Annotated in this window: 18 protein-coding genes; 11 read left to right on the top strand and 7 right to left on the bottom strand. The window is 42.7% G+C overall.

Translation table 11 applies throughout. The annotated features are described in order from the left end of the window. Nucleotides 1-198: 198 nt before the first annotated feature. Nucleotides 199-1944, bottom strand: coding sequence for a chromosome partitioning protein ParA (locus MHO82_RS12645; protein ID WP_239184310.1), 1746 nt, complete (start codon nucleotides 1942-1944; stop codon nucleotides 199-201). Between the two features lie 264 nt (nucleotides 1945-2208). Further along, a complete protein-coding gene (locus MHO82_RS12650) occupies nucleotides 2209-2646 on the bottom strand; it encodes a GNAT family N-acetyltransferase (RefSeq protein ID WP_239184410.1) in 438 nt (145 codons plus the stop codon). 478 nt (nucleotides 2647-3124) lie between these two features. On the opposite strand from MHO82_RS12650, the gene pulA reads away from it, so the two are divergent. Beyond that, a complete protein-coding gene (gene pulA, locus MHO82_RS12655) occupies nucleotides 3125-6772 on the top strand; it encodes a pullulanase-type alpha-1,6-glucosidase (RefSeq protein ID WP_343299966.1) in 3648 nt (1215 codons plus the stop codon). Between the two features lie 93 nt (nucleotides 6773-6865). Here the strand turns inward: pulA and MHO82_RS12660 are convergent, their stop codons facing one another. Beyond that, nucleotides 6866-8776, bottom strand: coding sequence for a methyl-accepting chemotaxis protein (locus MHO82_RS12660; protein ID WP_239184311.1), 1911 nt, complete (start codon nucleotides 8774-8776; stop codon nucleotides 6866-6868). 238 nt (nucleotides 8777-9014) lie between these two features. On the opposite strand from MHO82_RS12660, the gene MHO82_RS12665 reads away from it, so the two are divergent. After that, nucleotides 9015-10472 carry a YdiU family protein gene (locus tag MHO82_RS12665; protein ID WP_239184312.1) on the top strand — a complete coding sequence of 486 codons (1458 nt, stop codon included), beginning with the start codon at nucleotides 9015-9017 and terminating at the stop codon, nucleotides 10470-10472. Nucleotides 10473-10576: 104 nt separating this feature from the next. Here the strand turns inward: MHO82_RS12665 and MHO82_RS12670 are convergent, their stop codons facing one another. Together MHO82_RS12670 and MHO82_RS12675 are read right to left on the bottom strand one after the other, a co-directional pair. Beyond that, on the bottom strand, nucleotides 10577-12892 hold the full coding sequence (locus MHO82_RS12670) for a methyl-accepting chemotaxis protein (RefSeq protein WP_239184313.1): 2316 nt from the start codon (nucleotides 12890-12892) through the stop codon (nucleotides 10577-10579). A gap of 297 nt (nucleotides 12893-13189) precedes the next feature. Continuing rightward, complete coding sequence (locus MHO82_RS12675; protein WP_239184314.1) at nucleotides 13190-14515, bottom strand: hypothetical protein; 1326 nt, start codon at nucleotides 14513-14515, stop codon at nucleotides 13190-13192. A gap of 262 nt (nucleotides 14516-14777) precedes the next feature. On the opposite strand from MHO82_RS12675, the gene MHO82_RS12680 reads away from it, so the two are divergent. From MHO82_RS12680 to MHO82_RS12710, 7 genes are all read left to right on the top strand, one after another. Continuing rightward, nucleotides 14778-15464: an NAD/FAD-utilizing enzyme gene (locus MHO82_RS12680; protein WP_239184315.1), complete on the top strand. Its 687-nt coding sequence runs from the start codon at nucleotides 14778-14780 to the stop codon at nucleotides 15462-15464. A gap of 121 nt (nucleotides 15465-15585) precedes the next feature. Next, complete coding sequence (gene coxB / locus MHO82_RS12685) at nucleotides 15586-16965, top strand: cytochrome c oxidase subunit II (RefSeq protein WP_239184316.1); 1380 nt, start codon at nucleotides 15586-15588, stop codon at nucleotides 16963-16965. A gap of 58 nt (nucleotides 16966-17023) precedes the next feature. Then, nucleotides 17024-18784, top strand: coding sequence for a cbb3-type cytochrome c oxidase subunit I (locus MHO82_RS12690; RefSeq protein ID WP_239184317.1), 1761 nt, complete (start codon nucleotides 17024-17026; stop codon nucleotides 18782-18784). Then, nucleotides 18784-19461, top strand: a complete 678-nt coding sequence (locus MHO82_RS12695) for a cytochrome c oxidase subunit 3 (RefSeq protein ID WP_239184318.1) — start codon at nucleotides 18784-18786, stop codon at nucleotides 19459-19461. The genes MHO82_RS12690 and MHO82_RS12695 overlap by 1 nt, the downstream gene beginning before the upstream one ends. Before the next feature lie 8 nt (nucleotides 19462-19469). Further along, a complete protein-coding gene (locus MHO82_RS12700; RefSeq protein WP_239184319.1) occupies nucleotides 19470-20141 on the top strand; it encodes a heme-copper oxidase subunit III family protein in 672 nt (223 codons plus the stop codon). A gap of 9 nt (nucleotides 20142-20150) precedes the next feature. Beyond that, entirely contained in the window at nucleotides 20151-20468 is a 318-nt protein-coding gene (locus MHO82_RS12705) for a cytochrome C oxidase subunit IV family protein (protein WP_239184320.1), read from the top strand. 28 nt (nucleotides 20469-20496) lie between these two features. Then, nucleotides 20497-21174 (top strand): SCO family protein, encoded by a 678-nt coding sequence (locus MHO82_RS12710; protein ID WP_239184321.1) that lies wholly within the window; start codon nucleotides 20497-20499, stop codon nucleotides 21172-21174. Nucleotides 21175-21223: 49 nt separating this feature from the next. Here the strand turns inward: MHO82_RS12710 and folE are convergent, their stop codons facing one another. Beyond that, nucleotides 21224-21877: a GTP cyclohydrolase I FolE gene (gene folE, locus MHO82_RS12715; RefSeq protein ID WP_239184322.1), complete on the bottom strand. Its 654-nt coding sequence runs from the start codon at nucleotides 21875-21877 to the stop codon at nucleotides 21224-21226. A gap of 267 nt (nucleotides 21878-22144) precedes the next feature. On the opposite strand from folE, the gene moeA reads away from it, so the two are divergent. After that, nucleotides 22145-23383, top strand: a complete 1239-nt coding sequence (moeA, locus tag MHO82_RS12720; RefSeq protein WP_239184323.1) for a molybdopterin molybdotransferase MoeA — start codon at nucleotides 22145-22147, stop codon at nucleotides 23381-23383. A 29-nt stretch (nucleotides 23384-23412) separates the two neighbouring features. Continuing rightward, nucleotides 23413-24165, top strand: coding sequence for a molybdopterin-synthase adenylyltransferase MoeB (gene moeB, locus MHO82_RS12725; RefSeq protein WP_239184324.1), 753 nt, complete (start codon nucleotides 23413-23415; stop codon nucleotides 24163-24165). 62 nt (nucleotides 24166-24227) lie between these two features. Here moeB and MHO82_RS12730 read toward each other — a convergent pair whose 3' ends face one another. Beyond that, entirely contained in the window at nucleotides 24228-26351 is a 2124-nt protein-coding gene (locus MHO82_RS12730; protein ID WP_239184325.1) for a sensor domain-containing diguanylate cyclase, read from the bottom strand. Nucleotides 26352-26601 lie beyond the last annotated feature (250 nt).

The following is a 26601-nucleotide window of genomic DNA, read 5'->3' on the forward strand; positions in this document are numbered from 1 at the left end:
TTTTCAATCAAGAGCCTTACATAAAAAAGCACAGTCACATAAGAACTTACACTCATTCCCTCCATAGACATAAAAGCTAACGCGTTAAGTACAAAAAAGCCACTGCTTACCATCACTAGCACCAGAAATGCCGGATGAATATACAGTGGCTGAAGTCGATTAATGCTTAGTTAACGTCCGTATAAATACGGTTAACCATTATTTCTTTTGCATTAAGATTGTCGCAGTTTTGTTGCCAGCATCGTCTAGAGTGTCACGAACTAACACACCACGATCCCACTCTTTACCTGCTGGAATGTAGCTAAAGCGGTTGATCTTGAAGCTATCTTGCGTATCATCTTTATCTCTGTCGTTCCAACGAACAGTGGTGTTTAACTGATCTAATGTTGCTTTGGCATCGCCCGCTGCATTAGTCGTAAACCACCAGAAATCCATGGCCGCTAGATCTTTGTATGTGCTATATTCATTTACGCCACTCTTTATCTCACATTGGCCGCTAAACTCTTCGCCTGTTAAAGTTACGCCTTTCGCATCAAACACTAATGTTGATACAGCTGTTTTATCACAACTAGGGCGTGTTTCTGTCGCTGTCCATGTGCCAGTAAAATCAACATAACGATCTTGGCCAACCGCTTCTACTGGGTATAGGAAGCTGATGTTTTCACTAATACGGCCAGGGTAAGAAGACTGTGTTAGGTACTCTTTGCTTCGAGTTTGCACGTACACATCAGTGATTGGATCGTAAGAACCAGAAATCACTTCTTTTAGCATTTGTGAACCATCTGCATCATCAGAGTCATCACGCTCGATGGTTGAAAACTTGGTCATCGTTTGCTCTGAACAAGTCTTATCGGCCATACATGCATATGCGCCACCCATTTCTTTTACTTTATCCCAAGCGTAAGGTAAGTCTGCACTGCTTGTTGCTGTTGGATCCGTAAGCTCGTACTGGTATTGAGATCCATTCACAATAGCTGAAAACTCAGGAGCCACTGTTGCTGGTTCACCATTACAGTGGTAAGCATTTTGGCCATTGTTATCTTTGACTTTTGTAAACTCACCACTTGTACTCGCACACGTCATGTATTGAGCTGCGTAGTGACCACTGATAGCACCATCATTTGAGCCTTTACGCGTAATGAAGTTTCCATCCTGTAGAGTGTAGAAAGATGAAGATAATCCACCTGTTTTCTTAAATACATCTTCACTTAAGGTACGATCAGCATGAATCACAGATTGGAAGCCACTCGCTGCATTATTACGTACACGCTGAGTCGCTTCACGCTGTACAAACGTCCAGTTTGAACCTTTAGCCCAGTGAGTAAGGTTATCCGCAGAACCACGCGTTACGTCTTTCAGCGAGTTAGTCATGTGTGCGATAGCATTAGCTTCAGACACTAAGCTCGCAGGATCTACATTCAATGCAGTAAACAAAGCAGTAAATGTCGCAACATCATCCAGTTTAATCGCCTGTAGAGCGGTTTTAACTGCATCAGATGGGGTTTGAACTGCCGCAGGAATAACAATTTTACTGTCATCGCCAGCTTGTGTATCGATAGTTAGCAACAAACGAGACAAGTTAACAGCACGCTGATGTGTACCCATGGTTTCAAAAGGAGTACTGATGTGGCGTCCAGACACAGAGCCTAATAGTAAACCGTCTTCACCACCTAAATAGAAAGCAACGCTTGGGTTAGCCGCGTCAACTGTGTAGCCACCGTTTGCATCAGTAAGAGCTACAGTACTACCAGAGCGGTAATGTAAACCTTCTACCTTAGCATCGATGAACTCGCCTTTAGCCGGAACAGCAATCACTGGCTTATCTACTAGACCAGTATTCGGAGTGCTTGGAGTCGTTGTATCCGTATCTGAATCACTATTACAACCTGTTAACGCCAAAGCAGCCAGTAATGACGTGGCAATCAGTGTTTTATTGTACTTCATTTTTCCCTAACCTAACTGTAAATTAATAAAACATCATATTTTTCATTGAATTTCAACGATTTAATAAGCGGGCGAATACTATAGAACGAAGTACTGGATATCAATGCATATATTGATATTTCTGTGAGTTATGTCGCAGTGCATGAGCATGAATGAATAGATTGTGAGCAGTAAAACGAAAAACAGGAAAGAAAACAGTAAATTTAGTCGTCATAAGTGTAAAAAATTATTAAAAATCAGTTGGTAAAATTCATACCACCGATTTTAAAACATCATCCTTGGCTGCGTCATGTAGATGAACTCACTGGTTTGATGCGTCTCAACGAAACCAAACTTACGGTAAAGATCCCCTACCCAGTTACCTTGCAGATATAACAATTTACATGGCTTTTTAGTATGTACAGATAATTCATTAAGATGGTTTAACACCGCTTTACCCAACCCTCGCCCCTGAAACTGAGGCAGAATAAAGAATCGGCCAAAATACAAATGATCTGCCTTTTCTTGAATCAAAAAAGAGCCTACCCGTTCCCCCTCCAAAACCATGATCTGAGGTTTTGCTTCTTCCCATTCTTGCTGGTGCAGTTTCCTTTGCAGATCATCATCCCAGCCAAAAATGGCTTTGATATAGTGGTATTCTGCGGCTTTTTTTAGCTCATAAGCGAATTCATAGTCGCTTTCACAAGCCGTATAGTGCTCCATCATGTCCTCTTGCAGTCTTATTTCGACTAAGTAAGTTCGGGATAAATTAGGTAGCAGCACAAAAACGTGCTCAAGGTGCAATGAATATTTATAGAACTATCATCACAGAATGTGCAAATGGTTTTATGCGCAACAATAAACTCGCATTATCCACCAAATGAGATCTTAATCAACAGTACAAAGTATTTAAAAATTAATATCTTGTGTTAGCATTAAATTCTGTACGCAAAATAAGCTTCTAAGTATGAAGCTCATCAAACTCTGTAGAACTACATAATGTGACCGCGTGTAAAGAGTGCAACATTTTAAAGCCATATAGATAAAAAGAGTTTGTTCAATCACAGATTGTAGAGGTAGTGCCTGACTATTCTTTCTCAGCTTTTGGTAAAGCACACCTCTCGCTTTACCCCCTTAATTGCCATTAATGCAGCGTTTATTCATGGCAATGTTTATGGAAAAACTTTAACGGGAAAGAATTGTGAAACGACACCTACAAAATAAATCCTCTACACATCCAAACTATTCAACCCTAGCCAAAATCCTTATTCCTTTAATGTCATCGGCCGCCATTATTGGTTGTAATGACTCTTCCTCTGAAACCAGTACAACAACACCTTCAGGCAGCTTTGTGACACTTAATGACAATCAAGCTGCCATCTATTTAAAATTGGACCCAACTATCAACGCACAAAGTGCCAATAGCTCAGATCTCTATGATGGCTATACGCTACACATTTGGAATAATGAGAACTGTAATAGCTTCGCAGGTGCCGACACCGACTGGAACGCAGGACAACAACCCGATGGTATTGATGATACCTACGGCGCATATTGGCTTGTTAATTTAAAAGACGATCCAAGCCAATGTGTAAACTTTATTCCCCATAAAGGCAGTGAAAAGCCACTAGGTGACGTGGATGGAAAACTGGATTTAACCCAAGCACATCAAGAAGGTAACTACGTTTTCACTAAACAAGGCTCTGCTACTGTTTACCCGGAATTACCAGACAGCCTAGCGCCTAATACAACTCGCCTTTACCTTAATTTAGCCGATAATAATTACGCCGACATGACCTTACATGTTTGGAACAACGACAAATGCGCTAATTTCGATGGTAAAGATACCGATTGGGGAGCTGGCCTACCGATTACTGGCACCAGCAAAACGTACGGTGCTTATTGGGATATTGCTGTTAATAACGATGCCAGTCAATGTGTAAATGTGATCCCTCATCGTGGTGATGAAAAACCACTGATCAACGATACAAAAATAGAATTAGATAAGGCTGCCACCAACGACTACCTTGCATTCACATTCGGCGGTAACCCAACGGTTTATTACAAACCCCTTGCCAGTGCACCAAGTAATATTGAATTAAAAGGAGCCAGCGCCCATTGGATCAGTAAAGACGTTCTGGCCATGAAGCCCGGAGCCCAAAAAGTAGAACTTCTGTTCTCAGCTTCTGGAAAACTCAATTACGATGCAACAACCAAAACATTTACGGGTGTCGATACCACTGTCGCGACCACACAAGGTGGCGATGATGGATGGAAAACACACTACCGTCATTTAAATGGCCTTGAAGGATGGCAGCTCAACCTTGCAGACCTTGATCCTAAAACCCTACTAAAAGGCCAGCTATACGCGGTTGCTTATGATGCTGGCAATAACGTGAGTGAGCTAACCCAAGTGCAAATCGCAGGGGCACTCGACAGTTATTACACCACCAGCAACAATGATGGTAACGATCAACAATACGGCGCTATCATCAATGGCAGTAACACCACTTTCCGACTATGGGCTCCAACAGCTCAAACGGTTGAGTTAATACCGTATTCAAAAAACAAAATCGCAGGCACAGCTATTGCTATGGACTACGATGCGGCTTCTGGTGCTTGGTCAACCACAACCGATGCATTAACTCACGGGGATTACTTCCGTTACAAGATCTCTGTTTATCATCCGGCAGTGAATGAGTTCCGAAGCTATGAAGTGACGGATCCATATTCATTAAGCTTGTCTGTTAACTCTGAATTTAGCCAAGTCGTAAACCTAGATGCTCCTGAGCTAAAACCTGCGGGATGGGACTCCCTCAATGCCCCTATCAACCAAGCTAACCCAGCGGAATTTGTGATTTATGAGGCACAAGTCCGTGATTTCTCAGGTTTGGATGACTCTACAAGCCCTGAATTAAGAGGAAAATACGGTGCTTTTGGTCAAGCCGACAGCAAGCCTGTACAACACCTTAAATCCTTAACAGATAATGGCGTTACCCACCTTCACTTACTGCCTGTTTTTGATATTGCCACCATCAATGAAGATACTGGCCAAGTCGCTAACATTAATGAACCATTCACGAAGCTCTGCCAAGTGAACGCTGCGGTTAAAGAGTCCGAATTTGCCGCTCACTGTAATACAGATAAAACCATTTCAGCAGTATTCAACGAACTACTGCCAAGCGATTCACCACAAAACCCCGTAATACAAAAACTCAATAGCTATGTACGTGGTGTAGATGCCTTTAACTGGGGTTACGATCCTCTGCACTACACGGTGCCAGAAGGTTCTTATGCTACTAACCCAGAAGGTGTGGCTCGTATCTTACAGTTCCGTGAGATGGTCGCATCCGTTAAAAAAGACATTGGCATGAACGTCGTTATGGATGTGGTGTATAACCATACCAACGCCGCTGGGCCTGATTCTAAGTACTCAGTACTTGATAAAATTGTGCCTTGGTATTACCAACGCCTGAATGCTGAAACGGGCGCAGTTGAAACATCAACTTGTTGTTCAAATACCGCCCCAGAAAACGCCATGATGGCAAAACTGGTAAAAGACTCTTTAGTGATTTGGGCCAAAGACTACAAAATTGACTCTTTCCGCTTTGATTTAATGGGTCACCATCCAAAAGATCAAATCATGGAATCCCTTGCTGCGGTAAAAACTGTCGATCCAGACACCTACTTCTATGGTGAAGGCTGGAACTTTGGTGAAGTGGCTAACAATCAGCGCTTTGATCAAGCAATACAAGCCAACATGGCTGGAACCGGCGTAGGCACCTTCTCTGATCGACTGCGTGATGCCGTTCGAGGCGGTGGACCATTTGATGGTGCAGAAACACTTCGTAGTAACCAAGGCTTTGGTAATGGCGCTGCTGTACTGCCAAACGAGACCAATGGCACCAGCAAAGAAACCGCTCTGCATTTAGCGGATCTAACCCGCTTAGGCTTAACAGGTAATTTAAAAGACTTTGTTTTAATTGACAGTAAGGGCCAAACGAAAAAAGGCTCCCAGGTTGATTACAACGGTCAAGGCGCAGGTTACGCCAACGATCCAACTGAAATTCAGAACTATGTCTCTAAGCATGATAACCAAACCTTGTGGGATAACAATCAGTACAAAATCCCTTACAGCACGCCTGCTGAAACACGTACAAGAATGCAGGCGGTTTCACTTGCTACGGCACTATTAGGCCAAGGCGTACCTTTCACTCACATGGGCAGTGAACTATTACGTTCAAAATCCATGCAGCGAGACTCTTACGACTCGGGAGATTGGTACAACCTAGTGGATTTCACAAAACAAGATAACAACTGGGATAGAGGCCTACCTCGTGAAGACAAAGATGGTTCAAATTGGGCTGTGATCGACGCTGTGATTAAAAACGCCGCAGAGAATGCCAAGCCTCAACCTGAACACATCGAAATGATGAGCAACTTCTACAAAGAGCTCACTAGCCTTCGTAAATCTTCTTCTCTGATCACTCTCGGTACAGGAGAAAAGGTCATGGAACGAGTCGATTTTCATAATACGGGCGCAGATCAACAAGCAGGATTGATTGTCATGTCTATTGATGACGGCACATCGACCTCTCAAGATCTGGATTCTACTCGCGATGCGTTAGTGATTATTATCAATGCCACAGACAAAGCAGTGAACTTTAACAAACTAAGCGCAGAAGGCTTCACACTTCATTCGATTCACACTGCGAAAGGCCAAGCGTCATTAGCTTACGGTGCAAAAGTAGAAAACAATGCCTTTGTCATCCCAGTATGGTCGGCGGTTGTGTTTGAGCAATTACAAGGAAGTACACGCGGAAAAGGGGTTCCAGTTAGCCAAAAGTAATCAGCTAGAAAAACCAAAAGAAACTTCGCTAAATAAAAAACGCCAGCTCACGAAAGCTGGCGTTTTCTTTATAAGCCTTTATAAATCTGAGGATTAGATTTTAAAGCGCTGAACAATGCTGTTTAGCTGAGTATTTGAGTCTCCGATACGCTCTGTTACCGTTAAGATCTCAATACCGCTTCCTGCCAGCGTATCTGCAATCTCTTTGATGCTGTTGATGTTGGCACTGATCTCTTCCGTTACTGCGCGTTGCTCTTCTGCTGACGTCGCAATTTGCGCATTAACACCATCAATGGTCACAATCACATCGTTCATCGTGCTGATTGCCCCAATTACTTCGGCAGTACCTGCTACCGTTTCCTGACACTTAACTTGAGTCTGATCCATGGTATTCACCACCAGCTCAGAGCCATTGTTTAAGCGAGATAACATTTCATTAATTTCATTGGTGCTATCTTGTGTTCTTGCCGCTAACGCTCGTACTTCATCAGCAACCACAGCAAAACCACGCCCTTGCTCGCCCGCTCGCGCCGCTTCAATTGCCGCGTTAAGTGCCAGTAGGTTTGTTTGCTCAGCAATTGACTGGATAACTTCAAGAACTGTCGTGATCTTCACCGTGTCTTGGCTCATTTCGTTTACATGACCAGACGACACTTCTACTTCTTCAACCAAAGACTCCATGCTGTTCACTGTCACATCCACTAATCGGCGTGACTCAGTAACTTCGGTGCTAGCAGTACGCGCTAATTCTGCCGCTTCTGAAGCATTTTGCGCAACGGCTTCTGCTGTCGAGCTCATTTCAGTCACTGCAGAGGCCACTAACTCTGTTTCCGTCTGGTGAGACTGAAGTACCGTATTGTTATTATCAACTATGGTTTTAGCGTGTTGGGTATCTTGCTGAATTTGCTCAGAAGCCGTCGCTAGCTCAGTCACAATTTTCTGAAGATTAGCAATGAACGTATTAATTGACTGAGAAATTTCCGCTAACTCATCGTTACCATTTACTGGCAAACGCTGAGTCAGATCCGCATCACCCGCAGTTAAGCTTTTTGTGACTTGCTTTAAACGATTCACAGGCACAAATAAACAAGACAGCACAAAAATAATAATGCTACAGCCAACAACGATCATGATCAGCGCAGTAATAATGCTGTTGTTTAACACTTCATCAAGACGCTTGTATACATCGTCACGGCTCACTGCAATCAGCAATTGCCACGTTTTACCGCCGCCTAAGTCAATTTGATTAAAGTAACCAATTTTACTTACGCCATTGAGATTATAAGTAACCGTGCCTTTAGCTTGAGCGCGCATCGCTCCTTCTAAACCATCAAGTTCAGAACTAAATTGCGTTAACGTTTTGCCCACTTGGTCTGGGTTATAGCTGGCTAAAATTTCATGAGAAGAATCAATCAATAACGCACGGCCACCACTGAACTCAATATTAGAGACTTTTGTGAATAACTGATCTAAAGAAAGATCACCAAGTAAGACACTCTCTAATTGACCAGCACGATAAACAGGTACAGCGATACTGACTACCATGTTATCTGTTGATGCATCTTGGTATAAATCCGTGATGTGCGTTCCGCGCGCCGCAACCGCTCCCTGATACCAAGGACGTGTTCTTGGATCGTACTCTTCAAGACGATAAGTATGAAGTTTACCTTCCACACTGCCTAACGTGGTTCCATCAGGGTAAGCCACCAACACATTAAGCAGATCTAACGAATGATTTAATTGTAATAATTGGCTCTCGACTACGGCTTTGTCATTGCTCATTTGCAAAGGTAACACCGCAGACTCTAAGGCTTTTGTCTTCCCTACAAACCAATCACTGATACTACGAGACTCCATACGCAGCGTCAGCTCAGAGAGCTCAAGCACCTTGTCATCAATCGACGCTTTTTCTGCCTGATAACTCAAATAATTAGCAATAATCAATGACACGGAAAGAATCACAACAACACAAGCATAGATTCTCTCTTTCAAACCAAACTTCATACTTTCATTCCTAGGTAAACAAAACCTGCCAACAAACAACAATCGGCGGATACCTCACCACTTTCATATGTTATATTTTTTATAAAATAGCAAGGCGGCGAATTATTAATCATTGTGTTGTTTTTATCAATAAAGAATTTCCAAATCATTTACAAATAAAATACCCCTACAAACCCTGCCTATTAAGGTGTTTTCCAATGTGATATTTTGTTATCAAACAGTTATGTGGAGAAAAATAATGTCTGTATGGAATCGTGTAAACTTAAGCCAGAACTTTGCAGAACTTCCTGCGGCTTTTTATACCCATGTAACACCGACACCTCTTTCAAACCCACAATGGGTAATATGGAACGAAGATCTCGCCTGCGACCTTAATCTGCCTAATGATCCAAACTCAGAACCAGAGCTATTACATTCACTGTCAGGACAAACCGTGCCAGAGCAGTTTTCGCCATTAGCCATGAAATACGCAGGCCACCAATTTGGGGTATATAACCCACAGCTTGGTGATGGCCGTGGGCTGTGGTTAACGGAGATTACCGATAACAACCACACTCGGTTTGATATTCATATTAAAGGTGCAGGCACAACACCCTACTCTCGCCAGGGTGATGGCCGAGCGGTATTACGATCAACCATTCGAGAATATTTGTGCAGCGAAGCCATGCATGGGTTAGGCATTCCTACCACACGTGCATTAGGTATGATGAACAGTGAAACGCCCGTTTACCGCGAGCAAGTAGAGTCTGGTGCCATGTTGGTTCGGCTGGCGGAAACCCATATTCGATTTGGTCACTTTGAGCACTTTTTTTACACCCAGCAACTCGCCGAGCAAAAGTTATTGGCTGATAAAGTCATTGAGTGGCATTTTCCTGAATGTGCAGACAGCCCTACACCTTATTTAGCGTTGTTTGAACAAATCGTCATAAAAACCGCAGAGTTGCTCGCCTACTGGCAAGCGTATGGTTTTGCACACGGTGTAATGAACACAGACAACATGTCGATTCTGGGGCAAACCTTTGATTACGGACCTTACGCTTTCTTAGATGACTACGAGCCAAGCTTCATTTGCAACCATTCCGATTACCAAGGGCGATATGCGTTTAACCAGCAGCCCAACATTGCACTATGGAACTTATCGGCTCTCGCTCACTCTTTTTCTGCTTTGGTAGAGAAACCTGAGCTGGAAGAAGCCCTGTCATTATACGAACCAACACTGAGCCAACACTACAGTCGTTTAATGCGTGCCAAAATTGGCTTAGAAACATCACAAAGTGGTGATTCAGAGTTATTCCAAACCATGTTTAATGTGCTGACCCAAAACCACGTGGATCATACCCGCTTCTTCCGTCAGTTGTCGGAGCTAGACCGTGCGGATATCAGTACCGTCAGTGATTTATTCTTAGATAGAATCACAGCCAACCAATGGTTAAACCAATACATTGAGCGATGCAGCCTTGAATCGGCGGATACTAAAACCCGTTGCCAAAAAATGAGAACCGTGAACCCTAAATACATTCTTCGTAATTACCTAGCTCAAGAAGCCATAGAACAAGCCGAGCAAGGCAACTTTGACAAAGTAGAAACGCTGGCTCAATTACTCAAACGACCTTTTGATGAGCAACCTGAATTTGAAGACTATGCGAAGCTGCCACCAGAATGGGGAAAGAAAATGGAAATCAGCTGCTCGTCATAATGTTTTATTAAATGCACAACATTAACTCCAAAGGCGCAAATCCAACTCGATTTGCGCCTTCTCGTTTCCTGTGGTGTTTCTCCGCTAATCTAACTAACCAAAACTCAGAACTTGAATTGATCAACTTTCTGGTGCAGTTCAACGGATTGTTCCGATAATTGCCCAACTACCTCATCAATACTTTGCGTTTTTTCCGAAACCTGAACAGCAGAGTCGGCAATAGCGGTAATACTGCCACTGATCTCTTCAGTTACAGAAGATTGCTCTTCGGCTGCGGTAGCAATTTGTGTACTCATTTCATTAATATTGATGATCATTTCTGTCATCTGTTGCAGCATCGCGCCATTATCTTCTACCCGCTTAGTACCTTTCGTAACGGATTGGTTTGCCACATCAATGTAACCCACCGCTTCACGCGTTTCTTTTTGTAGAGCTTCAATTTTGGTTCGGATCTCTTCCGTTGAGGCCTGAGTTCGACTGGCCAGCGAACGTACTTCATCGGCTACCACAGCGAAACCACGCCCTTGCTCACCCGCCCTTGCAGCTTCAATGGCGGCATTCAACGCCAATAGGTTAGTTTGCTCGGCAATGCTTTGGATCACATCCAAAACTTCACCGATGGATTCACTCTCTTTGCTCAAACGCTCAATAGAGCTGGTTGCCTGAGCCATTTGTTCAAGTAGCTGCCCCATTTCGGTCCCTAATTCTTCCCCTACTTTGCTACTTGTCATACTCAGATCTTCTGCCTGTTGAACAGTAGTAGAGGCGCTACCAGCAAATTGCGCCACTTCTTGAACAGAGGCCGCCATTTCATTCACTGCCGTAGCAACTGAATCTGCTTGGGTTGATTGCTCCGTCGTCACCACACTCGATTCACTCATGTCTTTAGAAATGTCTTGAGCAGACTTATTCAGTACATCCGCTGCACTTGCAAAGTCCGCCATGATATTTTGCAACAAGCCAAATAAGCCGTTTAACGATCGGCCTAAAGAGGACATTTCATCTTTTCCTTGATCCGGTAAACGCAGCGTTAGATCCTTGTTGTCACTGATCTGGATGATCCTATCGATCATAGCTTGTACAGGCTTACTGATGCTGCCCCCAAGGAAATAAGCCGCAATCGCCGCCACAAATACCAAGCCAATACAAATCATCAGCAATGATGTCAGCATAGACTCCCGAAGCGTTACTAGATCTTTTAATGCTTCATCTTTATCAATTTCACTCATTAATGCCCAGCGGTGGCCAAAGAGATCAATCGGTGTATAAGCCGACATCACCTCCACACCCCGATAGTCAGTGAGGATATCGACCCCTGTTTGTCCTGACAACGCCGCCAACACGCCTGATGTTTCCAACTTCTGTAACCCTATCGCACTTTCTTTTGATTCAATGGCAGAACGTTCTGCGCTACTGTAACCAGCCTCTGACAGCATGTTTAAATAGCCTGTTTTATCTTCTAATAAAAACCTTGGCTGACTGCGCATGTATTTATCATCACCCACTAAATAGGTTTCCCCAGAATTCCCCAATCCTGCGCTCGTCCAACGGCCCGAAAAAGTCATCATGTCATTAATTCGATCCACTGGCATTTGAAACACCAACACACCAGCCACACCACCACGATGATCATCAATAGGCGAGGCCATAAAAGAAGCAGCGCTTTCATAGGAAGGATAATAGGGTTTGAAATCAATCATCGCTGACTGACCGGGAGACATATTTCGGGCTTGCTGAAAGGCTTCGGCTAAACCGCTGTTAGCATAAGGGCCAGTTAATAAATTCGTACCATAATCGAGCTCTTTGAAAACGGAATAAACAATATCACCGTCAAGAGTCACCAAAAAAATGTCGTAATAACCAAACGCCTCTAAAAAATGCCGAATAGACGCATGATACTCTTTATGAACATCATGGTATCCTGCCCCACCTTCCGCTCTATCAAGTAAATGCTTAGAACCCAGTGGATTTGAATTTTTACCTATGTAGATGGCCTGTAAAATTTTACCACTCTCAGAGACTCGGTTTAACCTATCTAATGCATTAGCTGATCTTTGTTGGTTTGAATCTCGATAAACCCGTGAAAACTCGTTGGTATAATAATTTTTTAACGCCCTTTCACCCTCAGCACCAACTTCAGACTCCGGCACTTTATCAAACTCATGTTCAAATTCTTGCATCGCGTTGATGATCATCACATCATCTGCAAACGTCATGAGCTGCTCACTAATATCACGAAAATATTTACTGACTTGATCTTTTTTAATTTCCCGAACAGAGATCAGCTGACTTGCAGCTCTATCGGCAATGGCCTGTTCAGACAACGTGCTAGCACGCCACGCAACGAACCCACCACTGGTTATCACACCTGCAGCACATAACATGACACACGCTAAGATGATTCTTGTTCCAATCTTCATACATACCCCGCCAAGACTAAAACGAATTATTTAGCCCGCCGAATATCAAATACGAAGCAAAACCCAGAGGCTAATTTCGATGTATTTATATTGCACATTCATAAAATAAATGAACCTTCAATAAATATGCCATCTAGGAGTAATATTAAGTGATTGTTTTATAAAGATAGGAAATAAAAGAAAGAGGAGGTTTTGCAAAAGTATTCTCAAAATAAGAAGGCAATTCCCATTTTGAAATAAGGGCTTTGTCATAATGCAAAGCCCTTAATAAAATAATATCGTTTTATAAATTAAATATTATTCGACAGCTGCGGTTGCAGTTGGAGTAATTACTTCTTCAACGGCTTCAGCTACTTGCTCAGCTACTGGTTTTTCTGCAGCTTTCACTTTAGCAGCCGCAGTTTTTGTTGGAGCAACCTTACCATTACCACCATTTTCATAACTCGCAATCACTTTATTTAAACGAGCAACGTGATCTTCGTTCAATTTAATTTGTTTTTCTAACAAATCAATTTTTTCATCGGTTGCATTTTTTTGCTCATTAGAAAGTGCCAAACTTTCATCCGCTTGTTTTAATGACGCTTCAAGTTCTGCAATTTTCTTTTCTAATATATCGGTGTTGTTATCACCATGCATTTGCTCAATTTGCTCAACAATACGTTCTGTTTGAACACGAATTGGCTGATCACGGAAATCTGAGCCATCCACCGCTTTCGAAATATCTAGCAGCTTATTTTCCATTTGCAAAATAACAGATTCATATTTTCTTGAATCCGTTGCTTTTAGACGTTTCACTTCACCTGCAATATTCGTTACGTGTGCAATTTCAAATTTCACTTTTGCAACAGATTGCTCGATCAGATCCGTATCACGAGGGTTGGCTTTTACAGAACTTGTTGCCGAGGCTAACACAGCTTTTGCTTGTGCATAACTGATCGCAGCAAGGGATTTAAAGCCTTTATTGTTTAGCTGACGAATCTCTTTTTCTAGTGGAGAAATATGCACTTTAAGCACAGTTTTCACTTCTAGCTTCTTAGCGTCACGCAAGAAGACAGCTTGAGCCGTTTGAGCGTCATCAATATCGCCATCAGCGACGTATTCAAAGAGGTATTTGTATTTATTCGCTAGACGGCTGTAATCTGATTTAAAGTGGCTTTTGGCATTAATTTGGTTCAGGTACTCCATTTGAGCAATAGAATCGGCCAATAATGAATCTGCTTTCTCTTTTAGTGCCAATAGCGCTTTATGCTGTTTTTCTACTGTGGCAATTTCGGCATTAAATTTCTGTGCGTAGCTGCCTGACGAGAACAGAGAGTATTCTTCTGTTGCTTTTGATGGATCATCAGAGAAATCTTCATAAATGTCGACCGCTTCTGACCACGCTTCTAGAAGGTCATCGTAGCGATCTTCTGAATACAATTTCAGAGATTTTGCATCTTTTAATGTGACTAACCACTGTTCGTAGGTTTGTTTTGATTGTTCATACACAGCCAAACTATCAACACTTTTTTCTGCTTTATTGGTTGCTGCGCTTTCAATCTCTCTTGGCTCACTGGTGCTCTGACAAGCAGACACAGACAGTAAAGCGCCTGTAACTACTGCTAACTTCATGTATTTATTCATATTGTATTCCCTAACACAACCTGACCGATTTAAACCAGCAATATATAAATGTAAGAAATTGCCGACACTTATTGTTTATTTACATTACAAGCGACTAAATGACAACCCAAATACAACAACAACCACACAACTCTACGCTATATATAACGTAAACAAATGAATACTAAGTATAAACCAAAATGAATATTTCACACTTTTGCCAAACACGATTCATATAGGCAAATAACATCGATAATAGGCGTATTATTAGTAAAAGGTTGTGGTGTATTCATCGTCCAAAGCTACTTCTGCTATACTTTATAAATTTATCAATATAAATCAACTGGTATCCATAAATAATTTGTATTATTTAGCCGTACTGTTGTTGTCTTTGCTTGTAAAGGAGCAGGATATGGTCAGGCATTATTACGTTACTGACGATTTAAATGATTTAGAACATGTGGAATATGAGCTGGAAAGAAAAGGAATTATAAAACCACAAGTCCATGTTTTAAGTGAAGATGATAAAGGACTAGAAGAACACCATTTACACGCTGTTGATCCTTTTTTAAAACAAGATATCGTTCATTCCACTGAAGTTTTTTCTATTATTGGTTTCGTTATTGCCATTATCAGCCTAATTATTGCAGGTTTGATGGGGTGGACAAATAGCGCCGTAGGTTGGCTTCCTTTTATATTTCTTGCCGTTATTATTTTTTGTTTTTTTATATGGGAAGGCGGTTTAGTTGGCATTCAAACCACTAACATTCATTTTGTCCGATTTCAAGAATTGCTCCATCAAGGTAAACACATTTTATTTATTGATGTGACACCGAGCCAAGAACGCCAAGTAGAATTTGTCGTCAAGTGCCACCCACAGCTTCATCCTGCGGGAACAGGATCAGCCACACCCTACTGGGTAATTGTTGCTCAAGACAAACTCAAACGCTTTATGAAGTTGATGCCCTAAAGATTTATAGTCTATTTTAAATAAGTAAATTAACAATAAGGTGCTTGGCATCGAACAGAACCAATGAAAAGAGCCAGCACCATAATCACTTCCGTAATCGTAATGCGGAGTGGGATAGCTTATGGCAGTAGCGATTGTAATTCTCTTGCTTGTTATTGGATCTCTGGTTTTTCATTTTATTAGCCCTTGGTGGTTTACACCGCTCGCTTCTAACTGGAGCACCATAGATACCACGATTAACATTACTTTCTGGGTAACCGGGATTGTCTTTGTTGCTGTCAATGGTTTTCTTGCCTATGTGGTATTTCGTTACCGCTATAACAAAAACCGACGTTCAAATTATGAGCCTGAAAATAAGAAACTAGAAGGTTGGTTAACCCTTGCGACGACTGTAGGGGTAGTTGCTATGTTGGCCCCAGGGCTATTTGTTTGGGCTCAATTTGTCTCTGTTCCTGAAGAGGCGCACACCGTCGAAGCCATTGGCCAACAATGGTATTGGAGCTACCGCCTACCAGGGGAAGATAAACAATTAGGGCGTACTGCGGTTGCTTTAGTCAGTGAAGAAAACCCCTTTGGTATCGACCCAAACGATCCATTTGGACAAGATGATGTGTTAATTGCTAGCAATGAAATTCACCTTCCTGTCAACCGTCCAACAAAAGTGCTGTTACGCTCTCATGATGTACTGCACAACTTCGCTGTACCACAGTTTCGCGTAAAAATGGACTTAGTGCCCGGCATCGTGTCCTACCTTTGGTTTACTCCAACCAAATTAGGACAATTCGACATTCTTTGTGAAGAACTCTGTGGAATGGCTCATTACACCATGCGTGGGCGTGTTGTGGTGGAAGAAGAAGAAAACTACCAAACTTGGCTTAACCAGCAAACAACCTTTGCACAGCTTCTTGCCACACCACCAGCGGATCTTACTGCCGGGAAGGCCTTATACACGGCATGTGCTGCTTGCCATGGCGTAAATGGTGAAGGCAATAAAAACTTACACGCCCCCCAACTAGCAGGCCAAGCCGCTTGGTATCTTGAGCGACAGCTTTCTTACTATAAAAACAAAATTCGCGGTACTCACAAAGACGATACCTATGGCCAACAAATGGCCGCAATGTCGGCAGTGTTACCGGATAAAACAGCCATCCGCAATGTGTCTGCTTACATACACTCTCTTGCCGTTCCTTCTAGTTTCGTAAAGGATAAAACCCAAACAGGGGATGCTGAAAGAGGTGAAAAAGTGTTCCGAAATTGCGCCCTTTGCCACGGTTCACATGGTGAAGGTAACCGTGCAATGAATGCACCTAATATCGCACAACAACACGACTGGTATTTAAAACAGCAAATAAAGAATTACCAGTCAAACATCCGAGGAAACCATTCTGGTGATATTTACGGTGCTCAGATGATTCTAATGTCGAAGCTACTTCAAGATGACCAATCTATCGATGATTTACTCGCTTACATGAACGCCTTACCCACACCGGATAATCCCTGATCTCATTCAACGTACAATGCAAAAAGCTGTCTCCAAACCCAAATATTAGGTGATAACCATGGCGCACCAAAATATGACAGATACCGACGATAACCACCCTGCTCCTTCGAGTTTTATAACAAAATACATTTGGAGCCAAGATCACAAAGTGATCGCCATACAATATTCAATTACTGCCATCGCTGTTGGCCTAATTGCACTTGTGCTCTCGGTATTAATGCGCCTACAACTTGGTTTTCCGGATCAATTTTCATTTATCGACCCAAGCGATTACCTTCAATTTGTCACCATGCACGGCATTATTATGGTGATTTATTTACTCACCGCCTTGCTACTAGGTGGCTTTGGGAACTACCTCATCCCTCTGATGATAGGGGCTAGAGATATGGTGTTTCCTTATTTGAACATGCTCAGCTACTGGACCTATTTACTGTCTGTTATTGTGTTGGTCGCCAGCTTTTTTGTCACTGGTGGCCCTTCTGGTGCAGGTTGGACTCTTTACCCTCCACAAGCGGTGTTAGACGGGACTCCCGGTAACGACGGTGGGATCATTTTAATGCTCATCTCCCTCGCCATTTTTATTATCGCTTTCACTATGGGCGGGCTCAACTACGTAACCACTATCCTGCAAGCCCGAACCAAAGGCATGACATTAATGCGCATGCCACTGACCATTTGGGGTATTTTTGTCGCGACGATATTGGGTCTGCTGGCTTTCCCTGCTCTGCTAGTAAGTGCGATCATGATGATGTTTGATAAGCTACTCGGCACCAGTTTCTTCATGCCCGCCCTGCTATCTCTCGGGGAAAATCTCGATTATGGCGGTGGTAGCCCCATTTTATTTCAGCATCTGTTTTGGTTCTTTGGCCACCCAGAAGTGTACATCGTAGCCTTACCCGCATTTGGTATGGTGTCGGATGTCATTGCCACTCATGCTCGTAAAAACATTTTTGGCTATCGAATGATGGTATGGGCCATCGTCGCCATTGGTGGACTCAGTTTTGTGGTGTGGGCACACCACATGTACGTCAGTGGCATGAACCCTTATTTTGGTTTCTTTTTTGCTACGACCACCTTAATCATTGCGGTACCGACAGCAATAAAAGTGTACAACTGGCTCCTAACCCTATGGCAAGGAAACATTCATTTAACCGTGCCCATGCTGTTTTCCATTGGCTTCATTTTTACCTTCACCCATGGCGGATTAACCGGATTATTTTTAGGAAACGTGGTGGTGGATCTTCCTCTATCCGACACCTTTTTTGTGGTGGCCCACTTTCACATGGTGATGGGTGTTTCCCCAATCATGGTACTGTTCGCCGCCATTTATCACTGGTTCCCCAAAGTTACTGGCAAAATGATGCACACAGGCATGGGTAAATTTCATTTTTGGGGAACCTTTTTAGGCACTTACGCCGTCTATTTGCCCATGCATTACTTAGGCTTTCTTGGGGTGCCAAGACGCTACTTCGCTCTAGGCTCGACGGATTTTATTCCAGAATCCACCCTGTCTTTAAACGCCAGTATTACTGTATCGGCTATCATTGTTGCGCTCGTTCAGCTCATTTTTATCATCAACCTTATTTGGAGTCTCTTTAAAGGTAAACCCGCTGGAAGCAACCCGTGGCAGGCCACTACTCTAGAATGGCAAACACCAGAAACGCCACCAATTCATGGCAATTGGGGAGAACGGATCCCCACTGTTTATCGCTGGGCCTACGACTACAGCGTGCCCGATGTGAAAGATGACTTTATTCCGCAAAACTTTTCACTGGCTCAAGTGGAAATGAATCCGCCACATAAACATGGAGGCGAATAATGAACCTATTCCAAAAAATTACGGAAAAGCCTTGGACTTCTGAAGCGAGTCAGCCACCTGTCAGTGAAGCGTTGCAAACACAGCGCAACCCGGCGCAAATTGCCCTATTTTTTTTCTTAGCCGTCATTACTGTGCTGTTTCTTTTATTCACGATCACTTTTTTGTCTCGATCACAATCCCCTGATTTTCAAGCTTTATCAGGCGCGCCTTGGTTGCCTCTGAACCAACCAACACTGCTTTGGTGGAACACGGTAATACTCCTTTTCGCCTGTGGTTTTATGCATTGGTCTGTTAATAAAGCCAAAATTGAACAACATCGCTTGGCCTTATGGCTGCTATTTTTAAGCGGTGCATTAACCCTCGCCTTTGCTTATGGGCAAGTTTACGTTTGGTTGCAGTTAACCAGTCAGGGCTATTTACTGAATTCAAACCCTGCCAATAGCTACTTTTACCTGCTTACCGGAATACATGGCCTGCATTTAATTGGCGGCATTTTTGTGCTGCTCAAGGTTCTTTTCAAGCTGAATCAAACCCATGACCACCATTCCTTTCACCGTAGCTTAACGTTGTGCACTTGGTATTGGCATTACTTATTTGGTGTGTGGTTGTTCCTATTTGCTTTATTAACAGCCTCACCTGAAACCTACAAAAACATCGCCCAATTGTGCGGTTTTTAGGAGGAAAAATGACTTCTAAAAAAACTCATTCCCCTCAAAGCTGGCAAAGTGTTGTGGATGATTGGTCTGCGGATCAACAAGCTTTTGCTATGCCGTGGGGTAAATTGATGATGTGGGTATTTCTGCTCAGCGATACCTTCATCTTCAGTATCTTTTTAACCAGTTACATGAGTGCAAGAATGAGCACAACAGAAAGCTGGCCACTTTCTAGTGAAATTTTTGCAATGGTCATTGCCGGGCAACACCTCCCATTAATTTTAATCGCCATCATGACGTTTATTCTGATCACCAGTAGTGGAACCATGGCAATGGCGGTTAATTATGCGTACAGAGGTAAAACCAAAGCCGCCGTTTATCTAATGGTTATCACCGCATTATTGGGAGCATCATTTGTTGGCCTGCAAGCCTTCGAGTGGAGCAAATTAATTGTGGAAGAAGGGGTCAGGCCGTGGGGAAACCCTATGGGAGCGGCTCAGTTTGGGGCTGCCTTCTTTATGATCACTGGGTTTCATGGCGTACATGTCACTGCGGGCGTGGTCCTACTGCTTATTATGGCCAAGCGTATTAATGACAATAAGTACCAAAGTAAAGAAGGGGAAATTGTCGAAATTACCGGGCTGTACTGGCACTTTGTTGATCTGGTGTGGGTATTTATTTTTGCGTTCTTTTACCTATGGTGAGGTGGAACCATGAATCAAGAAACAGAGCAACACCCTATTAGCCTGTACCTTAAAGTATGGGGGCTACTTTTTGTTTTAAGTACCTTTTCCTATTTAGTCGATTATTTTCATGTACAAGGCTATACAAGGTGGTCATTGATCATCATCTTCATGCTACTAAAAGCTGGCGCTATCTTATCCATTTTCATGCACGTTTCATGGGAGCGATTGTCACTCAAATTAGTACTGTTTGTGCCTCCTATTAGCATCGTCATTTTTGTCATTATGATGGCCATCGAATCAGACTATGTAATGCTAAATCGGCTTTTTTCTTTTATTCAATCATGACCCTAGATACAGGCTAAAAGGAAACAGTATGATCAAATCACTGCACCTTAAAGTATTCTTAACGGTCGTATTGTGTTTATTTTTAATCACAGCGGCAGCTTTTCAACTGCACACTAACAAGGTGTATGCTCCGAAGATCATGGGGGTAACACTGGTTAACGCTGAGCCACTTGGCAATTTCACGTTAAACGATCATAACAATACGCCTTTTACAGCAAGCAGCTTGCGGGGAAAATGGCATGTCATCTCTTATGGATATACTCATTGCCCCGATATTTGTCCCCTCACGTTAGTAACCATGACCCAGTTTTCAAACCTACTGAATGAAAATAACATCAACAATGTGCAGTTTGCATTCTATACCGTTGATCCATATCGAGACACCGCCTCTCACATTAAAGAGTACCTTGCTTATTTTAACCCTGATTTTTTAGGGCTACGCAATGAAGAGAAACAAGAAACGTCCACATTTGAAAACAAACTGGGCATGAAAATACATATTGAAGAGAAAGAAAAAGAAACAAACCCTAATTACAGCGTGAGTCACGGATTAGAGATTTTTTTGATCAACCCAGACGCCAAACTACAAGCGGTTTTACAACCCAATCGACATCCATCTGGGTTTGTTGGCTACTCGGCACAGCACGCGTACAACGATTTTTTACATGTAAAAAGATTCTACGAACAACAGAGCATTTTCAGGTAATAAAAAAGGCCCTACGAAGGACCTTTTTCACACAATATTTTATTATCGGCTAGCGAATACCGTGTAAGAACTCATGACGAGTAGCAGGATTACGCTTAAAGATACCACCTAGTGCAGTTGTGGTTGTGGTGCTGGTTGCATCCATCACACCACGAGACTTCACACAGTAATGCGTTGCATCCATGGTAATGGCAACATCCTCACTTTCAAGCAAAGTCTGCAATGCAACCAAGATTTGCTGAGTCATGCGCTCTTGTACTTGAGGGCGCTGCGCAAAGAAACGAACAATGCGGTTAATTTTTGATAAACCAATGATTTTGCCACGTGGAATATAAGCCACCGTAGCTAAACCATCTATCGTCACTAAATGGTGCTCACAAGTACTGGTCAGAGTAATGTCTTTTACTCGTACCATTTCATCGCAGCCCATCTTATTTTCAATGACGGTAATTTTAGGGAAGTTCGCATAATCTAGCCCAGAGAATATTTCATCCACATACATTTTCGCAATGCGATGCGGTGTTTCTTCAAGGCTATCATCACTAAGATCAAGAGACAGTAAGGTTAAGATTTCACGCATATGGTGTTCAATCTTTTCCTTTTTCTCGTCACGGCAGATCTCATTTGGCTTCATTGGTGTTTCTAAACCACGAGCCACAAGAGCATCTCTAACCTTAATTGCGGCTTCGCTTAATGCTGGCATTATCTTCCCTCTAACTACAACGACTAACCAAATATACAAGCGTTATTGTAATTTGAAGAAAGCCCACGATTACAATAACAAAAAATTCTAGGTGGCAAGGATACTCCCTATTTAGGGTAATTACACCTCGAATTTGATGTGGATATTAACAGTAAAGGGCGACGATGTGGTAATGTGCCACTACAATATACCTGCCAAATTACTCATAAAACGACATCGTGCAGGTAATAAACTCTATAAATCGACAAAATAACAATGGGAATACATATGGGTTGTTGTGACGCACCGGGCCTAATGCCAATTGAAACTGCAATGGAAAAAATCCTCGCAAATATCACTCCTATCACCACTACAATTGATACCCCTTTACCAGAAGCCATTGGCTACGTTGTCGCTGAAGATGTTCGCTCTCCTATTAACGTACCGCCATTCGCAAACTCCGCCATGGACGGTTACGCCATTCGCCGGGCTGATCTAAAAACAACAGATACATTAACCGTTGCAGGAAAATCCTTTGCTGGCATCCCATTTGAAGGTGAATGGCCAACGGGCAGCTGCATTCGCATCATGACTGGCGCAAAAATTCCAGAAGGCTGCGATGCTGTGGTGATGCAAGAGCAAACAGAGCAAACGGATACTGGCGTAAAGTTTTTAAACACAGACATTGAAGATCAAAATAACATCCGTCCGATCGGTGATGATCTTCATCAAGGCGACACGGTCATTAAAAAAGGTGTACGCTTAACTCCGCGCGACATTCCTTTGTTAGCATCATTGGGCGTAGCGACGGTCAGCGTGTATGCCAAACCCAAAGTGGCCTTTTTCTCAACGGGTGATGAACTTCGCTCATTAGGCGAAACTTTGGAAGATGGCCAAATCTACGACAGTAACCGTTATGGCATTAAAGCGCTGGTTGAAAATTTTGGCTGCGAACCCGTTGATCTCGGCATTATTCCCGATTGCTTCGAAACGCTAAAACAAACATTTGTGGAAGCACAAAGTAAAGCCGACGTGGTGATCACCTCAGGTGGTGTTAGTGTGGGTGAAGCCGACTATATTAAAGATATTTTAGAAGAAATCGGGGAAATTGGTTTTTGGAAACTGGCCATCAAACCAGGTAAACCTTTTGCGTTTGGTTCATTGGATGATGCTTGGTTCTGTGGATTACCGGGTAACCCAGTCTCTGCAATGCTTACCATGTACGTACTGGTTCAACCAATGCTGGCGAAATTATCTGGCCATACAGAGTGGAAAGCTATGGAATCGATTCCCGCCACCGCCACCAGCCGCTTCAAAAAAGTGCCAGGACGCACCGACTACCAACGCGGTATTTACAGCATTAATGAGCAAGGCCAATTTGAAGTGTCCACTACAGGTAATCAAGGCTCAGGTGCATTCAGCTCCATGAGCATAGCTAACTGCTTTGTGGTGCTAGAGCGTGAGCGTGGCCGTGTGGAAGCGGGCGAAAAAGTAAATATCCAATTATTCAACCACACTCTTTTTTAAGCAAAACGATTATTTAAAAGGAAATGATAGTGCAAGAACTGTCAGATCAAGAAATGCTTCGCTATAACCGCCAGATCATTTTGCGCCAATTTGATTTTGACGGCCAAGAAGCATTAAAAAACAGCTCGGTTCTGATCTTAGGTGCAGGTGGATTAGGCTGTGCTGCTAGCCAGTATTTAGTTTCAGCTGGTATAGGCAATGTTACCCTGATCGACGATGATGTGATTGAGCTTTCCAACTTACAACGCCAAGTACTTCACAATGATGCCAGCATTGGAATGAAAAAAGTGGCTTCTGCGGCCAGCTCATTACAAAAAATAAATCCACACACCAACATCAGCACCATTGATAAGCGTTTGGATGATGATGAGCTGTTAGAGCTAATAGCGCAACATGATGCCGTTTTAGATGGTAGCGACAACGTTGAAACCAGAAACCAGCTCAACCGTTTATGTTTTAAAACGAAAACACCGTTAATATCTGGTGCCGCAATTCGCATGGAAGGCCAAGTCAGCGTTTATACCTACCAAGATGACAATGAACCCTGTTATCAGTGTTTGAGTGCCCTCTTTGGACAACAAGCATTAACTTGCGTAGAAGCGGGGATCATGGCTCCAGTCGTGGGTATTATTGGCGCGGTTCAAGCATTAGAAACCATTAAAGTAATAGCAAACATGGGACAAACCATCTCTGGAAAACTTTTAATGTTGGATGCCATGTCCATGTCTTGGCGTGAAATGAAGCTGCCTAAGCAACCAAAATGCTCGGTTTGCAGTCAATAACGATCCAAGTCGTTCCTATCTTCTTAGGCCCTTATATGGCTAAGCGGCTAAGAAGCTAAAAACTAAGAAAGTGAAGTGGCTATTGCTTCTAATTTGGTCCACTTCACTTTGTTTCTGCCCTGTTTTTTCGCATCATAAAGCGCTTTATCTGCTCGCTCTAGCAATTCACACGACGTATCTTGCTCTGTGGGGAACATCTGTGCAAAGCCAATAGACACTGTAATATTTGAACTCGGTAACCCACCTTTATGGTAGATTTTTTCCTTTTCAATTTTCCAGCGTATCTCTTCAGCTAACGCGTAAAGCTGCTCACAAGTTTTATTTGGTAATAAAGCGGCAAACTCTTCACCACCATAACGACAAAAGATATTACTCGACCCGTAACAATAATGGCGTAGAATATCCGCCACCGCTTTAAGCACCAAATCCCCTTTCGGGTGACCATAAAAGTCGTTAAATTGCTTGAAATGGTCGACATCAATCATCATTACCGCCAAAGACTGTTTCGCCTCACAGGCATCTTGCCACGAACTCTGATACAAACGATCAAAGCAGCGCCGATTACCCAACTTTGTTAACGCATCTTGATTGGATAGCAATTCCAATTTTTTATTCGCGTTTTCCAACTCCTTAGTACGGCGTTTTACTTCACCTTCTAAATTTTGATTAAGTTGAGTGATTTTTTCCTGCGCTAGCGTCCGCTGCAACACTTCGGCTAAATTTGAGGCAAACAGACGCAATAATTCTCGATTCTGGCTGGTTAACGCCCGCCTTCTTAATAAGTTATCAGCGGCGATAAAAGCAATAGGCTCTGAGGAGGAGTTAGAGATCAATGTCATTGCCGTCCAGCCAAAACCGACAATATCCGTGTCGTGATATAAAGGTACTGAGTCTGCGTACACTACTTTTCCCGGTGTTTTCATTGCATTAAGTACTAAGGGCTGATCTAAACGATCACTTTCAAAATAGGATTCATCAATCACTTGGCCTTGTAAATCCGTGCCCCAAGTTCCTTTTAACACCGTACAGTTTTCATTCGTTAAAAATACCGCCATACGATCAATGCCCAAATGAGTAATGGCAAAAGAAACAGCGCTCTTACATACATCACTTACAGTGTAACAACGCGAGAGATCCACCATGCTGGCATGCAATAGCTTCATATTTTGCTCTTGGCGTTTACGAATGTAGATCTGTGAGAGTAATAGACTAAAAGAGCGTAACATCTCTTTTTGATAACTGGTTATGGGCTTACGGCTGATAAAATTATCAATGGACATCCATCCAATTGGTTCCTGCTCATCACGTAAGATCAGCATCCCATTCCACCCTTCTCCCACTACTTCACCGGCGGTATACAGAGGCACGTTATCAAGCACAACTAACGAAGTGTCTTGACTGCTTAGACCATCAATATAAGCTTCTTCCAACTGATGTAAATCATAGCTTGTGTCATGTTCTGTTACTGTTTCACCTTGCTCATTAGTGCCATAGGTGCCAATGAAAGAACGCTTTTTTAAGTCTAGTAGCATGAAAACAGCGCGATCAAAACCCATTTGGTCTCGAACCGCTTCGACTGCCGCTTTATAAAGATCATCCAGCGATTCTGGCTTTGATAAATCCACCGCTAAATTTTGAACAACCTTCATTTTTTCAATAAACGCTTCTCGATACTTTAATTCATCAAGATATTTTGCAGACTTAATGTCATGATTTTTTTGCTCTTCAGCGGCTTGCTTTTCGGCTCGTAAACACTGCCAACGAGAAACGGCAATGTAAATAAAGTCTAGAAAGCTGTCATGATTAAATTGCTGAGCTTCTTTTTTATTTATCCCTTCGATCAATAAATAAGTACGTGATAAAGAGTGGTTATCCACCACCAAAAGGTAAGAATCAGGTTGTAAAAGTTGAGAATCGTCCCATCCGCATGTGTTTATCGCGATGGGGATAAGAGCGTCATTAAAGTCAAATTGTTCCGCCCACGTCCAAAAAGTATGCGGGATCTGATGAAGATCAATATCAGCACCATAGCTGCATTGAGGCTCAGGAAGGAATTGAGCATTACGTTCAGTAACAAAGAGCAAGGAGCGTGGAGAAAGCCAGTGTGTAAGGTATTGAAACACGCAGTCTGCCACTACACGCTTATCATGGCATACCATCACTGTCTTGATTAACTGTTTTGACATTACAGCCCCTAAGCATTCAACGGATCAATATCCGTACCCTCATCACTCAACAAAATTCGAGAAGAAAATAATCTTATACTTATAGAAAATATGACACATGTTGTACAGTTGATATTACGTCATATATTGATTATGTGAGTGATATAGCATTTGGGGTTGTTAATAGTCTTATCAGAATCATAGTTGAGACAATAAGAGCTTTCTTAGGTTATGTACTGAACATAAAAAAGCGCCCATTACCCTAGAATGG

The organism is Vibrio sp. Of7-15, from assembly GCF_022347565.1.
GTDB lineage: Bacteria > Pseudomonadota > Gammaproteobacteria > Enterobacterales > Vibrionaceae > NORP241.

Coding starts and splice junctions, on each gene's coding strand:
- MHO82_RS12700 (WP_239184319.1), top strand. CDS start 19,470: ATGACTTCTAAAAAAACTCATTCCCCTCAAAGCTGGCAAAGTGTTGTG.
- MHO82_RS12665 (WP_239184312.1), top strand. CDS start 9,015: ATGTCTGTATGGAATCGTGTAAACTTAAGCCAGAACTTTGCAGAACTT.
- MHO82_RS12730 (WP_239184325.1), bottom strand. CDS start 26,351: ATGTCAAAACAGTTAATCAAGACAGTGATGGTATGCCATGATAAGCGT.
- moeA (WP_239184323.1), top strand. CDS start 22,145: ATGGGTTGTTGTGACGCACCGGGCCTAATGCCAATTGAAACTGCAATG.
- MHO82_RS12670 (WP_239184313.1), bottom strand. CDS start 12,892: ATGAAGATTGGAACAAGAATCATCTTAGCGTGTGTCATGTTATGTGCT.
- MHO82_RS12705 (WP_239184320.1), top strand. CDS start 20,151: ATGAATCAAGAAACAGAGCAACACCCTATTAGCCTGTACCTTAAAGTA.
- MHO82_RS12660 (WP_239184311.1), bottom strand. CDS start 8,776: ATGAAGTTTGGTTTGAAAGAGAGAATCTATGCTTGTGTTGTTGTGATT.
- folE (WP_239184322.1), bottom strand. CDS start 21,877: ATGCCAGCATTAAGCGAAGCCGCAATTAAGGTTAGAGATGCTCTTGTG.
- coxB (WP_239184316.1), top strand. CDS start 15,586: ATGGCAGTAGCGATTGTAATTCTCTTGCTTGTTATTGGATCTCTGGTT.
- MHO82_RS12710 (WP_239184321.1), top strand. CDS start 20,497: ATGATCAAATCACTGCACCTTAAAGTATTCTTAACGGTCGTATTGTGT.
- MHO82_RS12675 (WP_239184314.1), bottom strand. CDS start 14,515: ATGAATAAATACATGAAGTTAGCAGTAGTTACAGGCGCTTTACTGTCT.
- MHO82_RS12650 (WP_239184410.1), bottom strand. CDS start 2,646: ATGGAGCACTATACGGCTTGTGAAAGCGACTATGAATTCGCTTATGAG.
- MHO82_RS12645 (WP_239184310.1), bottom strand. CDS start 1,944: ATGAAGTACAATAAAACACTGATTGCCACGTCATTACTGGCTGCTTTG.
- MHO82_RS12690 (WP_239184317.1), top strand. CDS start 17,024: ATGGCGCACCAAAATATGACAGATACCGACGATAACCACCCTGCTCCT.
- MHO82_RS12695 (WP_239184318.1), top strand. CDS start 18,784: ATGAACCTATTCCAAAAAATTACGGAAAAGCCTTGGACTTCTGAAGCG.